The organism is Marinobacter salinexigens, from assembly GCF_008370345.1.
Classification (GTDB): domain Bacteria; phylum Pseudomonadota; class Gammaproteobacteria; order Pseudomonadales; family Oleiphilaceae; genus Marinobacter; species Marinobacter salinexigens.
In genome coordinates this window covers 76,316-90,459 of sequence record NZ_VTUU01000005.1, presented here as the reverse complement: position 1 = coordinate 90,459, position 14,144 = coordinate 76,316, and the positions used below count along the sequence as shown (strand labels likewise).

Genomic DNA, 14,144 nt, shown 5'->3' with positions numbered 1-14,144 from the left:
CTCCTGTTATTTTTTCATGGGTGGAATCTTGGAACAGCAGAACGGCTCATGCTTGGCATTTGCCCGGACGTTGTCGTCGGTAAACCGGTACCAAGCCAATTTGCGCCGGGTCCACCATCCGGTTTTCAATTGGCCACCGTAAGCCTTGATCAGTTCCAGTAATTCATCGACGGACCAGTGGGTTCCGTCGTACGTCACCTGCAATGTGCCATTTGGCTTACGCTCGGCGAAATCAACGCAGGGGTGGCGATTAAGATCGTGGATGAGCCCATCCCACTGATCCTCTCCAAGCCCCTCGACGGCCATTTTTCGGCGCAACAAAAACTGCTCCTGATTGGTTGCTTTGTGTGCTTTGGTCATGGGGTGACACCTCTCTTCCTGATGACTTCTCCCTGTATCAAAACACTTCAACCTGAACTGCGACTGAAAATGGACACATGCTTTCGGTGGATTTGAGTTACATCAAATCATAGACGAAAAAGGCCATCAGTTTCCCAATGGCCCTTCAACATCAACGTCAGAATGCAATTCGAGCGCCGATCACGGCAAACCAGTCTTCTGTGCTTCCGCCGCCGGTTTCAGCGAAATCCGCGGTATCACCGTATTTTTGTTCATGCACCACACCGACATAGGGCGAAAAGGCGCGATCAACCAAGTCATAACGCAGACGCAGCCCTGCTTCGGTGGACACCAGACCTTTGCCAACACCAATTTCACGATCCTCACTGAAGGCCACCGTTGCGTCCAGTGTCGCCGCGAGGATCCAATAATTGGTGAGCAATAATTCATACTCTGCGTCCAGCTCAGCGGACGTCTCACCTTCATCGCTCACATACAGGTTGGCATCAACCTCAAACCATTGGGGTGCAAGCCCAGCGACACCCAGTACGGCGTAAGTTCGATCCGGTCCTTCAGGGGTGTCAAAGCGAACACCCGCTTTGGCATCGAAGAATTTAGAGATGGGGATCTGGCCGACCAACTGATTTTCCAGTGTTTCGTAGGCCTGTTCTTCTATCTCGTATTCACCGGTTGTGAGCAGCCGGACTTTAAAATCGTCGGTGCCATAAAAGGCATCCGCATTCCAGACGCCCAGTTCCTCATCATCGTCGCTGTAGCGGTATTCAAACTCCTCGAACTGAACCCCCCAGGTTGTGAGCGGCTGTTTACGAGCGGTAGTGTCAGAAATCATTTCCTGAGCTGTCACCGCCGTTGAGAAGCCAACAGAGGCAATAAGACTGACTGCGACAAGTGATCGAATACAGCTCATACCTCACCTCCATCTTCAGCAATCGCGTCTGTTTTCGCCTGGGTTGAATCCGGGCCACCTTCGACAATCACCTTACGGAACATACCAGCGGCCGCGTGATAGGACAGATGGCAGTGGAATGCCCACTGGCCCGGTTCATCGACCTCCGTTTCCATGTACACCGTGGTACCCGGGTTCACGTTGATTGTATGTTTGATCGGGTTCCACTGGCCGGCGCCAACGTCCAGAATCGACCACATGCCGTGCAGGTGCATGGGGTGTGTCATCATGGTTTCATTCACAAACTTGAAGCGGACCCGCTCACCGTATTTCAGACGAATCGGATCGGCGTCTTCATACTTGACGCCATTAATGCTCCAGGTGTAACGCTCCATATTGCCGGTCAGGCGAAGCTCGATTTCCCGGGTCGGTTCGCGGTCTTCATACAACGGATCCTGAGCCTTCAGGTCGGCGTAAGACAGAAATTTACCGCCATTAGCAGCTTTGGGCATGAGGCCACTGCCCTTGGCATAGAAAGGATCGCTTTTATCTTCTTTTCCCATCGTCATGGAACCATGGTCCATACCTTCCATATTGGAATGATCCATGCTGTCCATGTTGGAGTGGTCCATTCCCTCCATTGAGGAGTGATCCATCCCGGACATATCTTCTGAGCTGCCCATATCCATGCCTCCATGATCCATCCCCGCCATGCTGCCATGGTCCATACCGGGCATGCCGCCCATATCAGCCATTGTCAGGCGGGCAGGTTCACGCAGTTGCGGCACGGCCGCTTCCATACCCTTTTCAGGGGCCAGTGTTGCCCTGGCGTATCCGGAACGTCCCATGGATTCGGCGAAGATGGTGTACGCCTGCTCATCCTTCGGACGTACGATCACGTCGTAGGTTTCCGCTACACCAATCCGGAATTCATCGACACTAACGGGCTGAACGTTGTTGCCATCGGCCTGAACGACGGTCATATCCAGACCAGGAATCCGGATATCAAAGTAGGTCATGGCCGAAGAGTTGATGAATCGCAGCCGGATGCGTTCGCCCGGCTCAAAAAGCCCAGTCCAGTTCTGGTCCGGCCCCTTACCGTTGATCAGGCCCGTAAAGCCGTGCACATCCTCAACGTCCGCTTTCATCATGCGCATATCGCCCCAGGCCATGCGGTCTCGGACGGTGTTCATCAGGCCATTTTCGGACACGTCCGAGAAGAACTCGCCCACGGTCTGTTGCTCGCGGTTGTAATAGTCCGGCATCATCTTCAGGTTCCGCATGATGCGGTCGCCGGAGTGCGGGTGTTTGTCGGTCAGCTGAACCACGTATTCGCGATCGTACCGGAACGGCTCACGCCCCTCGGGTTCGATAACGATGGCTCCGTAAGCGCCGTCCGGCTCCTGGAAACCAGAGTGGCTGTGAAACCAATAAGTGCCCGCCTGCTGGATAGGGAATTCATAGGTGAACGTTTCACCCGGCTTGATGCCAGGGAAACTGATACCTGGCACACCGTCCTGATTGAAAGGCAGGATCAGACCGTGCCAGTGAATGGACGTCATCTCATCCAGGTTGTTAGTGACATTGATCCGAACCGTTTCGCCTTCCTTGAAGCGCATCACGGGTCCGGGGGATGCCCCGTTGTAACCAATGCCCTCCTTGACGAAATCACCGGTATCAATTTTTACCCGGTCGACCGTAAGGTCGTACTCACCGGCCAGAACCATGGCTGGCATCAGCAGGCTCAAAAGCCCTGTCAAAAAGCGTGGTTTCATCTGTGTTGCTCCGAACTACACGTCATTGAAGCCGGGCCGAGAAACGTGTCTCAGCCCCGCGCTCGCGGACCTCAGTTAAGCGAGTTACTCGAAATTGACCTCACCGTACATCCCGGCCTGATAGTGGCCCGGCACGTTGCAGGCAAATTCGATATTGCCTTTATCAGAGAACTTCCATACCACTTCTTTACTTTGGCCCGGTTCCAGCAACACGCTGTTCGGGTCGTCATGCTTCATGGAATGGCCATTCCCCATATCCATATTCATCATGTCGTGGTTCAGCTTGCCGCCCTGGATGACGCCATGCTCAACCATCATCATCATTTCCTCTTGATGAGCTTCGTGCATGTCGGGAGTGCCAACACTGAACTCATGGACGAGGTTTCCCTTGTTCTCCACCACGAAGCGAACGGTTTCACCCGGCTTTACACTGATTTCTTCGGGTTCGTAGTAGTTGTCGTACATCTCGACAGTTATGGTTCGGCTGGCCTCCGACGCTTTGCCAGGTTCACCGCTTGTAGCGCCGTGCCCGTGGCCACCATCATGGGCGCCAGCCGCAAACGCTGTTGCCGACATTGAAAGCGCCATACCCGCTACGAATAGTTTTGATGCATTCATCTTTTTATCCTCTGTAAAATATTGCTCGAAAAACACTGCCGGATTGAGCCCCAATCTTGAGCAATGTCCAGAATCGGTTGTTACCTTCTCTCACTAACCTGAATTCTTTCTGAAAAACTCGAACTATTTTCCGTTCAGGCTGAATTCAGGTTAATCAGTCACACTTTCGACCGCGGACCATACATAGAAGGAAAAACTCATGCGTTTACTGCTCGTCGAAGATGACCGCTTGCTTGCTGAGGGTCTGGTCAGGCAGTTGGGAAAAGCAGGTTTCAGCGTTGATACAACTCCCAGTGCCCGAGAAGCCGTCGTTCTGGGTGAGCAAGAGGATTACCGTGCTGTTGTTCTGGACCTGGGTCTACCTGATGGCAACGGGCTGGACGTATTGAGAAAGTGGCGAACGAATCACGTCAGCTGTCCGGTCTTGATTCTGACCGCGAGAGGCGATTGGCAGGATAAGGTTAACGGCTTAAAAGCCGGGGCAGACGATTACCTGGCAAAACCTTTTCAGACAGAAGAGCTAATCGCACGCCTCAACGCACTCGTGCGTCGAAGTGAAGGAAGGGTCCATGCTCAGGTTAAAGCCGGCCGCTTTGAACTGGACGAAAACCGCCAGAGTCTCAAGATGGACGACGGCGTGGAACATACACTTACCGGCACCGAATTCCGGCTGCTACGTTGTTTGATGAGCCGCCCTGGCCACGTCTTTTCCAAAGAACAACTAATGGAACAGCTTTACAACTTGAATGATAGCCCGAGCGAAAACGTCATTGAGGCGTATATTCGGAGGTTAAGGAAGCTAGTGGGCAGCGAAACCATCTCAACACGACGCGGCCAGGGGTACATTTTTAATGCGATTCCTTAAAAAGCCTGCGTCCGTAAAAGGAACCTTGCTTGCGCTGTTACTGCCCGCCGGAATTGGTCTAATGGGGATAGCGTGGTTGGTCCATGGTTTGCTACTCGACCGAATGTCCCGGGAGTTCGTTGAAAGCCGACTGAAAGATGAAGTCGCTTTCCTCGAACACCAGGTTCGCGAGGCGAATGGTCAAGTGGACACTCTCCAGACGGGCGATTATTTCCAGGATGTTTTCCATCATGCCTTCGCCATACATACACCCGAACAGACCATCATTTCACCCGATGCTTGGGCGCCCTTGTTGACGCCTCTGATTGAGAACGAAGGTGACGGAACCGTTCGCGTAGAAGATGCCGAGAGCACTGATACTCCCTCAAACATCCTCGCCTACCGAAAGTCTTTTCAGGTCGGCGAAACACCCATCGTCGTAATCGTTTCTGAAGATCTGGGTGCGCTGAAACGCAGCCAAGCTGCACTTCATGCCTGGACCGCCGTAGTATCAGTTCTGTTGATTATGCTCTTGGTCGCCGTGCTCTGGTTCGGTATCACGATGTCCATGCGACCGGTTGTCACACTCAAAGCCGCATTAAAAAGACTCCAGGACGGAGAGATCTCCCGAATCAACGTTCAGTCGCCAGAGGAGTTCCACCCGCTGGTTCTTCAACTAAATCAGTTGCTGGACTCCTTAGATCAGCGACTGGAGCGCTCCAGGGACGCTCTCGCAAACCTGTCTCATAGCGTCAAAACCCCCATCGCAGCCGTCCGGCAGATACTGGAAGACGACACACGTCCTCTCGACACCAATCTAAGGCGCCAGATGGTGGAGCGACTAAGCGATATCGACAGGCAATTAGAAGCTGAAATGCGTCGAAGCCGTTTTGCAGGGCCCCAGATTGGAAAAAGCGCCTACCCCATAAAACAGGCACGGGATCTTTTGTGGATGCTCGGTCGTTTATATCCGGAAAAGTCGTTTGAACTATCGAGTTCTCTACCTGAAGACACCCGATGGCCGATAGAAGAACATGATCTAAATGAAGTATTGGGCAACTTACTCGACAATGCTGGCAAATGGTCTTCGAGATGCGTAGAGCTCTCTGTGGAACAAGGCAGCGGCTTCAAGCGAATAGTTGTTGCTGATGATGGCCCAGGGGTTAATCACAAGGATTTAGCCAGTTTGGGCCAAAGGGGTCTGCGGCTAGATGAGCAAACACCTGGGCACGGTCTCGGCCTTGCTATCGTTCGAGATATAGTGACTCGCTATGAAGGTAAAATCAGCTTTTCGACTAAGTCCTGTAGCGGTTTACGCGTTTCTATCGAATTATTAAGATAAAATCGAATGTTCGCTTTTGTTTAAGTGCAGCGGTTTTGCGGGGGCAACTACACCGGGCTTCAGCCTATACTTTCCGTCAGGCCAATTTTCGAAGGCAGGCAACATAAGAAGAAATCAGGAGGCAGAGGTGACGATAAAAGGCGGGTTAGTATGGCTGTGTCTTCTGGTACTACCCGCCATGCCAGTGCATGGCGACACACTGGAAATACTCAATCCAGAACAACAGGCGCTGTATGACCAAGCAGTCCGCCAAAACTCAATCGATTTTCTGATTAAGGCAGAGACGAAAAATTCCCTGATAGTGCTGGCTGTCATCTATTCCGGTGACCACATCAAGGGCCTGCGTCGGGATTACACTAAATCCGCCTTTTACTCCCACCTGGCTGCGAAGCGCGGCGCTGAATTTGCCCCAATGCTTCACTGGTCAGCCTGTGGCTCACTCAATGCACAAAAGAGCAAAGAGCGCTCAACGCTGTATCCGGATTATTGTGAAGAAGCGATATCGTTTGACACCCTGGGCAAGCTCCTCGAGCGCGCACAAAAGGCCGCGAACGAGCGTGAATTGGCCGCGGCCAAAGCCCGGATACGGGAGAGGGAAAGACGGACAACACCAGCCAGGATTACCTCACCCGACGGACTATATCTGGTATCCGGTAATGGCGTGTCAAAAATGTCCGTCATTTTGCAGGCCAATCAATCCGACCGGTATGAGTTTAGAGCATTTGTCGTGGAGACCGCCTACCCCGAGTATTTTAAGACCGGGTATGACTATGAGAGAGGCTGGTGGTACCCGTCGACGCAGCAGATTTACAGCCACCACTACAATGTCAAAGTGGGAAACGAACATTGCAATGGCTGGAGTGATTTCAATTGGGGGTTCCAGTTCAACCAGGAAAAAATCTGGCTGGGTGGGGAACTAATGCCTGCCTATAAAGCTTCCTGGGACTACCCCCGCAACCGCGCCCCAAAAAGGGAGTGTGTCAATGAAACTCTGGACAGAAGCAGTTGCCAGGTGGTGAGTTGCGCAGAATGGAAAGACCCGGAACCCGGCAGATACATTGTGCGCTCAAAAGAAGATGCGATTGAACTGTACCACTTGATTTCCCGCTAGGGTCTGTATTTGGCTTGGTGGACCTTCGAGTTCCCCCTCACTCCAGCAACCCGACCAGATAATCCGACAACGCCTTGTACTCATACACCACACGGGCAAAAGCAGCCGAAGGCACATCTTCAAACTCCCTGCCACAGATTCGCACCCCGGAATACTTTTTCAGATAGGCTTCACGGATCAACGAAGGATTGTCCGGCATAAATCCAGCATCCCCCACTGCCGGGTAGTACAGCGCCCACTCAAACCCGAGATCTGTATCAACGTTCGCAAGTCCTGACATCGCCGGGTCCAGGAAGCCGTATCGCAATATCCGGCTGACCTCCAAAGCATCGCCCTCATTGGGATAAGCAAATGTGCGCTGGTCCATTTCAAGAGCCAGCCCCTGGAACGTCAACGGCTGAGGGTCATACCCGGAAAACTGGTAAGCCTGACGGGCACTGACGACAAGGTCCATGCCTACAGCCTCGGGTTCCAAGGTGCAAGCTGCCGCCTCATCAGAAAATATCAGGGACGCCTGTTCGGCCCCTGTTTCCCAAAGCCGGTATCCGGGAAAGGCGTTACTGGTGTGGGCAAAGTCAGGTATCAGGGAACGCTGCAAAACAGAGTCATCAGGCTGTGGAATGTCAGCCACCAGTTCCGCAAGCATCCCATCCTGCCTCTGCCAGCTGTACGTCACTTCGGGGTTTCCGCCCAACTCTGTGGAGCCTGCATAAATGCTTTCGTGTTCATGGCAGGTGGTGGCGGTTTCAAAATAGATTCGCTGGTTATCCCAGTCGAAAATGAGACGCTCATCGATGCCCGCCTGCTCATAATTGATACGGCTCTGAACCGAGAGCGCAGCGGAGGGCAACCACTGAGTATCCAGCTTTGCCATATAACCGCCAACGCCAATCAGTCTCGCCAGCTCCGGCATTGAGGGCGAGAGACAACCGTCGGCAGACACTGACATCAGGCGGCCATCTTCACGATAATCGAGCGTCAAACGGGCAGAGATCGCCAGGTCGGAACGGTTGGCCGGTAAAGTACCGGTGCGTTCGGATTCGGCGTAGACATCCACGGTCGTCAACAGGAGCGGGTCGGTCAGTTCCAGCGACACCTGAGGAAGCTCCAGAGTGTCGACCTCCAACTGGCCGTAATCACCGGCATAGACGCCACTGACCGTATCGTCGACCAGCGCAAAAATGTCATCGGCATGCTGAACCACTGATATTCCTAGGAGAAAGGCTGCCTCCCGGCTCAGGTATCGCTCTGTACCGTCCGCCCCGGGCATCGTCAGCAGGTTACGATAGGCTTCGGGAATCTGGCTCGCCATAAAACGCGCCAGCGCACGGGCGTAGGCATGGGTTCGATCTTCACGGGCAAGAATATAGTCCCGAAGCAGGTTCAGCCCTTCCCCCTCGTTTGCATCTTGCACAAACAGTCCAGCCAGGGCCCGGTACCTCGCCAGGGTGGTCAGCGGAGTAATGTTACGCACGCCCGGAGAGGCGGACATCAGAAACGCATCGCTCACCAGCTGTTCGCCGTCGACCGTTTCTTCCTGAGTCAGCCCCGGGATGGCCAGTGCGTACAGCGGGTAATCCCGTGGGTCCAGATCAGGACCCACGGTCGGATCCACCGTCATCCCGGAAACATCCAGAGAAAAGACACCGCCGGCGCCACTCATGGTAGTGGGCTCCCCCGCTTCGAGGATAACCTGGTTGCCATTTGCCAGCTCAACGGAGAGGGGCCCGGGCGTGTACTGGCTGTCGCCGTCCAGATCCAGCCAAACCCGGGCATCACGAAGGTAACCATCAATCACTTTGCCGGTGTACGGCGCGGACTGGCTGTAATCAACACCATCAAAATCCCGGCCATCGACCGGCAGCACATCGGATTCTTCCCCACATCCCACAAGTGTGAGCATCAGGGCAGTAACGGAGAGAGAGCAAGAGAGGCGATTCATCGCGGCAACCAGTTATCCTTGTTAGAGGTTGTGCCGCTACTTTAGGAGATGTGATCGCCAGAGACCTTGATAGGTTTGGCAATTTGTAAAGTTTGGTAACCGGGCTATCAGGCATTGGCCCCGCCAGCGATCACCCGGCGGGGCCTTGCACGTCACCGCTGTCAGAAGGAGCGGGCGACAATTTCCTTCATGATTTCGTTGGTGCCCGCATAAATACGCTGTACCCGGGAGTCTGCCCAGGCACGGGCAATCGGGTATTCCCACATATAACCGTATCCGCCATGCAGTTGAACGCATTCGTCCATCACTTTGCACTGCAGGTCTGTGGTGTGCTGCTTCAGCATGGCAGCGGTCGGGATATCCAGCTTGCGTTCCAGGTGCAACTCCAGGCAGCGGTCGGTGAATACCCTTGCAGCGGTGATTTCCGCTTTCAGCTCTGCCAGCTTGAAGCGGGTGTTCTGGAAGGAGATGACGGGTTTACCGAAGGCTTTTCGCTCTTTGACGTAATCCAGAGTCCATTGCCAGGCCGCTTCCGCCGCAGCCACGGCAGTCAGAGCTACCTGAAGGCGCTCGGCCGGCAGTTCCTGCATCAACTGGAAGAACCCCTGCCCTTCGAGAGAACCCAGCAGGTTTTCCGCCGGAACCTTCACGTCCTGGAAAAACAGCTCGGAGGTGTCCTGGGCTTTCATACCCACTTTGTTCAGGTTCTGGCCTTTCTCGAAGCCTTCCGATTCAGACTCCACAATCAGCAGACTGGTCCCTTTAGCACCTTCTTTGGGGTCAGTCTTGGCAACCACGATCACCAGATCCGCCAACTGGCCATTGGTAATAAAGGTCTTTGAGCCGTTCAGGAGATAGTGATCACCCTGTTTGACAGCCGTGGTCTTAACGCCCTGAAGATCCGAGCCTGCACCGGGCTCGGTCATTGCGATGGCACCCACCATTTCTCCGGAAGCCAGCTTGGGCAGATACTTCTGTTTCTGCTCCTCAGAGCCGTAGTTCAGTATGTACGGAGCGACGATGTCGGAGTGCAGGCCCCAGCCGATGCCCGATAACCCGGCCCTGGAGATTTCTTCCATGATGACCGCGCTATAGCGGAAATCGGCGCCGACGCCACCGTATTCTTCCGGCAGGGTCGGGCACAGGAAGCCCAGTTCACCGGCCTTGCGCCATAGTTCCCGGCTTACCTGACCGTCCTTTTCCCATTGCTCGTGGTAAGGAGCGGCCTCCTGCTCAAGGAATTTGCGAACAGAATCGCGGAAGCCTTCGAGATCGGCATCAAAGAGTGTGCGTGGAATCATGGGAACCTCGGTGAATGAACTGTGTTGTGATTGTCGTTCACCAAGTCTCGGCTGGTATGGGCTTGTGCTCAATGATGAAAACCATCAATCGGGCTGACCAAAACGCCCGATATCAGTCAGTTGCCACTGCGCCTGTCAGCACGCTCCTGCCCCCAGCGGGGCATGAGGTCCTGCGGGATATCCAGATGGTCCAGGAGGCGGGCAACCACAAAGTCCACAAGATCCTCTATGGACCCCGGGCTGTGATAGAAGCCTGGGCTGGCCGGCATGATGACCGCCCCCATTCGGGTCAGCTTCAGCATATTTTCCAGATGCACTTCCGAGTACGGCGCCTCCCGAGGCACCAGAATCAGCGGACGGCGTTCTTTCAAAGCAACATCACCGGCCCGTTCAATCAGGTTATTGCTGGCTCCTGTGGCCAGCGCAGACAGAGTGCCGGTACTACACGGGCAGATCACAAGCGGCGCTTTTTCTCCCGACCCGGAAGCCGGCGGTGCGAACCAGTCTTCCCGGCCAAACACGATGACCTGGCCCTGTTCTGCTCCACTCCACTCGCTCAGGGCTTCCTGCATGGCCGGAGGCGTACCGGGCAATTTGAGATCCGTTTCGGTGGCAATCACAACCTGTGCTGCCCGGCTGATCATCACATGGACCCGGCAGCCGGCAGCCACCAGGCACTGAAGAAGCCGCAGTCCGTACTGGGCGCCAGAGGCCCCGGTGAAGGCAAGATTGATGGTTCTGGCCTGGGCCTTTGCTGTGGTCATAGAGTCAGTATTCCTGAATCGATTGGCGTCATGCACATTACGAGTGAATACGCTCTATTTCAGACACCAGTTTGCCGTGAATACCGCCAAATCCGCCATTACTCATAATGACAATGTGGCAGGGCGTTGGCAGATCTTCCAGTACCCGGGCGATCAGGCTATCAACCGACGCCTCAACACGGTGACGATCATCATCCGGTTCACTTTCCTGCCACTGCCCCACCAGAGCAGACAGCCAATCCATATCGTTCAGATTAGCCCAGAGAACATGGTCTGCAGCATCGGCACTCGCGAGGAGCGTTTGCTGGTGAACACCCTGCTTCATGGTATTCGAGCGGGGTTCTATCAAGGCCAGAATGGGCTCATCGCCAACCCGTGCACGCAAGCCTTCCAGCGTTGTCTGGATCGCAGTCGGATGGTGAGCGAAGTCATCATAGACTTTGATGCCGCCCACATCAGCGAGCAACTCCATCCGGCGTTTAACCCCGGAAAAACGACAGAGCGCAGCCACGGCATGATCCGGTGTAACCCCGACATGTCGAGCAGCGGCAATGGCCGCCAGCGCGTTGTGAACATTATGGAGTCCCGTCTGTTCCCACTTGAGTACAGCCACGGGCTGTTCATGGTGGATGACCATGAACCGACTACCATCTTCCGACAGCAACTCCGCCCGCCAGTCCGTTGTTCGTGGAGATTCGCTTCCTACGGCCGTGTCCTGAACAGGACTCCAACAGCCCAGAGCCAGCGCATTGTCGAGATGCGAATCCACCGCCGGCCGGACAATCAACCCTTTAGAGGGTACGGTTCGCACCAGGTGATGGAACTGACGCTCAATCGCTTCGACATTCTCAAAGATGTCGGCATGATCAAACTCAAGGTTATTCAGGATCAGCGTGTGCGGACGGTAATGAACGAACTTCGAACGCTTGTCGAAGAAGGCGCTGTCGTACTCGTCAGCTTCAATCACAAAGAAATCACTCTTGCCCAGCCGTGCTGACACCGGGAAGTCTTTGGGGACACCGCCAACCAGATAACCTGCGTCAAAGCCCGCCTGCTCAAGAATCCACAGCAGCATGGATGTAGTGGTGGTTTTGCCATGGGTGCCAGCCACCGCCAGCACCCAGCGATGGCGGAGCACTTCCCGGGCCAGCCATTCCGGGCCGGACATATAGTCAATATTGCGGTTCAGCACCGCTTCCACTTCCGGGTTGCCCCGAGACATCGCATTACCGATCAGCACCAGATCCGGGGCCGGTTCCAGGTGATCGGCACTGTAGCCTTCCATCAGGCTGATGCCCTGGGACTCCAGTTGAGTGCTCATCGGTGGGTAAACGCCCTGATCCGAGCCGGTCACTGCATGACCCAACTCCCGGGCAAGAACCGCCAGACTACCCATGAACGTGCCACAGATTCCCAGAATATGAATGTGCATTCGGCAACAACCTCTGATTTGAAACCTGCCAAGACTCCCTTATCCCCCTCAGGTCGTCAAGGGTGCTGGCATCCGCAATCCTGCTCATGAAAATCTGGCCAGTTTGGCGTATCATCAGCGCCAACGTCGAACCAGCAGGAGGCTCGTGCCTGAAATGGCCATCAAGAACGCATTTTACGCCCAATCCGGTGGTGTTACCGCCGTCATCAACGCCAGTGCCTGTGGTGTCATTGAGACCGCACGCAAACATCCGGACCGTATCGGAAAAGTCTATGCCGGCCACAACGGCATTATCGGTGCTCTGAAGGAAGAACTGATTGATACCAGCCTGGAAAGTGATGACGATATCCGGGCACTGCTGCACACGCCGGGCGGCGCATTCGGCTCCTGCCGTCACAAGCTCAAGAACATTTCCGAAAATCGCCGGGAATATGAGCGCCTGATCGAGGTGTTCCAGGCCCACGACATCGGCTACTTCTTTTATAACGGCGGCGGCGACTCCCAGGATACGGCGTACAAGGTTTCCCAGATCGCTGACAAAATGGGCTACCCGATTACCTGTATCGGCGTACCCAAGACCGTAGACAACGACCTGCCGTTCACCGACTGCTGTCCGGGCTTTGGTTCCGTTGCCAAGTACATTGCCACTTCCACCCTGGAAGCCAGCCTGGACATCAAGTCCATGTGCGACACTTCCACCAAGGTGTTCATTCTGGAAGTCATGGGGCGTCATGCTGGCTGGATTGCGGCATCTGGCGGACTCGCCGGCGAAACCGAAGGCGAGCCACCGCACATTATCCTGTTCCCGGAAATTCCGTTCGATCGTGAAGCCTTCCTTGCCCGCGTGGACTTCTGCGTGAAGGAATACGGATACTGCGTCGTCGTAGCATCCGAGGGTGCTCAGTACGAGGACGGTCGCTTCCTGGCGGACGCTGGCGCTAAAGATGCGTTCGGTCATACCCAGCTGGGTGGCGTCGCCCCGGCACTGGCCAATATGGTCAAACAAGCTCTTGGCCACAAGTACCACTGGGCCGTTGCTGACTACCTGCAGCGCAGTGCCCGCCACATTGCGTCCGCGACGGATGTTGAGCAAGCTTATGCTGTCGGCAAAGCCGCCGTTGAGATGGCCCTTGAAGGCAAGCAGGCGCTGATGCCGACCATCGTTCGCGAACAGGCCAGCCCCTACCAGTGGAAAATTGGTGAGGCACCGCTGAGCGAAGTGGCTAACCAGGAGAAGAAGATGCCGATCCACTACATCACGGATGACGGCTTCGGAATCACTCAGGATTGCCGCACTTACCTGGCACCGCTGATTTCAGGCGAAAGTTTCCCTCCGTTTGAAAACGGCCTGCCGAAAGTGGCCAAGCTGAAGAACGAACTGGTCGAGAAGAAGCTGAGAACACCGTTCGAGCTCTGATTCCCGCGCCAACAAAAAACGCCCGGAGGCTATCCCCCCGGGCGTTTTTTTATGCCTGAAACCTGATGTGGTGCAACGGATCAGCGCGCAGCTTCCGCCTCGTGATCACGCACCCAACGCATAAACTCGTCACAGCCACCAACGTACTCACTGCCCACAAGAATCTGGGGCACGGTGTAAACCGGTCGTCCAATTCTGGCTGCGATGTCTTCCTTGGTCAGGTTCTCAGCGATCATATCCACCCACTGATAGGGCATGCCTTTTACTTCACACAGCTGCTTTGCGCGAACGCAGAACCCGCAACTTGACCGGCCGTAGATCGTGACCTGCTCCATAAACTCCTCCCGCACAA

Annotated in this window: 13 protein-coding genes; 4 read left to right on the top strand and 9 right to left on the bottom strand. The window is 54.9% G+C overall.

The annotated features are described in order from the left end of the window. Positions 1 to 6: 6 nt before the first annotated feature. The 4 genes from FWJ25_RS11840 to FWJ25_RS11825 form a co-directional block, all read right to left on the bottom strand. Complete coding sequence (locus FWJ25_RS11840; RefSeq protein ID WP_064226808.1) at positions 7 to 360, bottom strand: hypothetical protein; 354 nt, start codon at positions 358 to 360, stop codon at positions 7 to 9. Positions 361 to 517: 157 nt separating this feature from the next. Beyond that, positions 518 to 1,267 (bottom strand): copper resistance protein B, encoded by a 750-nt coding sequence (locus tag FWJ25_RS11835; protein WP_106761012.1) that lies wholly within the window; start codon positions 1,265 to 1,267, stop codon positions 518 to 520. Beyond that, positions 1,264 to 3,021, bottom strand: coding sequence for a copper resistance system multicopper oxidase (locus tag FWJ25_RS11830; RefSeq protein ID WP_149600500.1), 1,758 nt, complete (start codon positions 3,019 to 3,021; stop codon positions 1,264 to 1,266). The genes FWJ25_RS11835 and FWJ25_RS11830 overlap by 4 nt, the downstream gene beginning before the upstream one ends. 84 nt (positions 3,022 to 3,105) lie before the next feature. After that, complete coding sequence (locus FWJ25_RS11825; protein ID WP_091855228.1) at positions 3,106 to 3,639, bottom strand: cupredoxin domain-containing protein; 534 nt, start codon at positions 3,637 to 3,639, stop codon at positions 3,106 to 3,108. A gap of 199 nt (positions 3,640 to 3,838) precedes the next feature. On the opposite strand from FWJ25_RS11825, the gene FWJ25_RS11820 reads away from it, so the two are divergent. The 3 genes from FWJ25_RS11820 (at position 3,839) to FWJ25_RS11810 (ending at position 6,936) form a co-directional block, all read left to right on the top strand. Next, complete coding sequence (locus FWJ25_RS11820) at positions 3,839 to 4,504, top strand: response regulator transcription factor (RefSeq protein ID WP_022990681.1); 666 nt, start codon at positions 3,839 to 3,841, stop codon at positions 4,502 to 4,504. Next, positions 4,491 to 5,825, top strand: coding sequence for an ATP-binding protein (locus FWJ25_RS11815; RefSeq protein WP_149600499.1), 1,335 nt, complete (start codon positions 4,491 to 4,493; stop codon positions 5,823 to 5,825). Before FWJ25_RS11820 ends, FWJ25_RS11815 begins: the two co-directional genes overlap by 14 nt. A gap of 127 nt (positions 5,826 to 5,952) precedes the next feature. Continuing rightward, the gene (locus tag FWJ25_RS11810; protein WP_149600498.1) at positions 5,953 to 6,936 is read left to right on the top strand and encodes a hypothetical protein; all 984 of its coding nucleotides are present in this window, start codon (positions 5,953 to 5,955) and stop codon (positions 6,934 to 6,936) included. 37 nt (positions 6,937 to 6,973) lie between these two features. Here FWJ25_RS11810 and FWJ25_RS11805 read toward each other — a convergent pair whose 3' ends face one another. The 4 genes from FWJ25_RS11805 to mpl all read right to left on the bottom strand — a co-directional run bounded on the left by FWJ25_RS11805 (position 6,974) and on the right by mpl (position 12,375). Further along, positions 6,974 to 8,878: a hypothetical protein gene (locus tag FWJ25_RS11805; protein ID WP_149600497.1), complete on the bottom strand. Its 1,905-nt coding sequence runs from the start codon at positions 8,876 to 8,878 to the stop codon at positions 6,974 to 6,976. Positions 8,879 to 9,039: 161 nt separating this feature from the next. Beyond that, on the bottom strand, positions 9,040 to 10,179 hold the full coding sequence (locus FWJ25_RS11800; RefSeq protein ID WP_149600496.1) for an acyl-CoA dehydrogenase family protein: 1,140 nt from the start codon (positions 10,177 to 10,179) through the stop codon (positions 9,040 to 9,042). Between the two features lie 116 nt (positions 10,180 to 10,295). Beyond that, on the bottom strand, positions 10,296 to 10,943 hold the full coding sequence (locus FWJ25_RS11795; protein WP_149600495.1) for a flavin prenyltransferase UbiX: 648 nt from the start codon (positions 10,941 to 10,943) through the stop codon (positions 10,296 to 10,298). A 37-nt stretch (positions 10,944 to 10,980) separates the two neighbouring features. Beyond that, positions 10,981 to 12,375: a UDP-N-acetylmuramate:L-alanyl-gamma-D-glutamyl-meso-diaminopimelate ligase gene (gene mpl / locus FWJ25_RS11790; protein WP_149600494.1), complete on the bottom strand. Its 1,395-nt coding sequence runs from the start codon at positions 12,373 to 12,375 to the stop codon at positions 10,981 to 10,983. A gap of 154 nt (positions 12,376 to 12,529) precedes the next feature. Between mpl and FWJ25_RS11785 the strand changes: the two genes are divergently transcribed. Beyond that, entirely contained in the window at positions 12,530 to 13,792 is a 1,263-nt protein-coding gene (locus tag FWJ25_RS11785; protein ID WP_149600493.1) for a 6-phosphofructokinase, read from the top strand. Positions 13,793 to 13,872: 80 nt separating this feature from the next. Here the strand turns inward: FWJ25_RS11785 and FWJ25_RS11780 are convergent, their stop codons facing one another. Further along, positions 13,873 to 14,127, bottom strand: a complete 255-nt coding sequence (locus FWJ25_RS11780) for a GrxA family glutaredoxin (protein ID WP_149600492.1) — start codon at positions 14,125 to 14,127, stop codon at positions 13,873 to 13,875. Positions 14,128 to 14,144: the final 17 nt, after the last annotated feature.

Bases quoted from the DNA above. Each gene is read 5' to 3' on its own strand.
- FWJ25_RS11805 (WP_149600497.1), bottom strand. From the start codon at position 8,878: ATGAATCGCCTCTCTTGCTCTCTCTCCGTTACTGCCCTGATGCTCACA.
- FWJ25_RS11785 (WP_149600493.1), top strand. From the start codon at position 12,530: ATGGCCATCAAGAACGCATTTTACGCCCAATCCGGTGGTGTTACCGCC.
- FWJ25_RS11835 (WP_106761012.1), bottom strand. From the start codon at position 1,267: ATGAGCTGTATTCGATCACTTGTCGCAGTCAGTCTTATTGCCTCTGTT.
- mpl (WP_149600494.1), bottom strand. From the start codon at position 12,375: ATGCACATTCATATTCTGGGAATCTGTGGCACGTTCATGGGTAGTCTG.
- FWJ25_RS11830 (WP_149600500.1), bottom strand. From the start codon at position 3,021: ATGAAACCACGCTTTTTGACAGGGCTTTTGAGCCTGCTGATGCCAGCC.
- FWJ25_RS11825 (WP_091855228.1), bottom strand. From the start codon at position 3,639: ATGAATGCATCAAAACTATTCGTAGCGGGTATGGCGCTTTCAATGTCG.
- FWJ25_RS11820 (WP_022990681.1), top strand. From the start codon at position 3,839: ATGCGTTTACTGCTCGTCGAAGATGACCGCTTGCTTGCTGAGGGTCTG.
- FWJ25_RS11815 (WP_149600499.1), top strand. From the start codon at position 4,491: ATGCGATTCCTTAAAAAGCCTGCGTCCGTAAAAGGAACCTTGCTTGCG.
- FWJ25_RS11840 (WP_064226808.1), bottom strand. From the start codon at position 360: ATGACCAAAGCACACAAAGCAACCAATCAGGAGCAGTTTTTGTTGCGC.
- FWJ25_RS11795 (WP_149600495.1), bottom strand. From the start codon at position 10,943: ATGACCACAGCAAAGGCCCAGGCCAGAACCATCAATCTTGCCTTCACC.
- FWJ25_RS11780 (WP_149600492.1), bottom strand. From the start codon at position 14,127: ATGGAGCAGGTCACGATCTACGGCCGGTCAAGTTGCGGGTTCTGCGTT.
- FWJ25_RS11800 (WP_149600496.1), bottom strand. From the start codon at position 10,179: ATGATTCCACGCACACTCTTTGATGCCGATCTCGAAGGCTTCCGCGAT.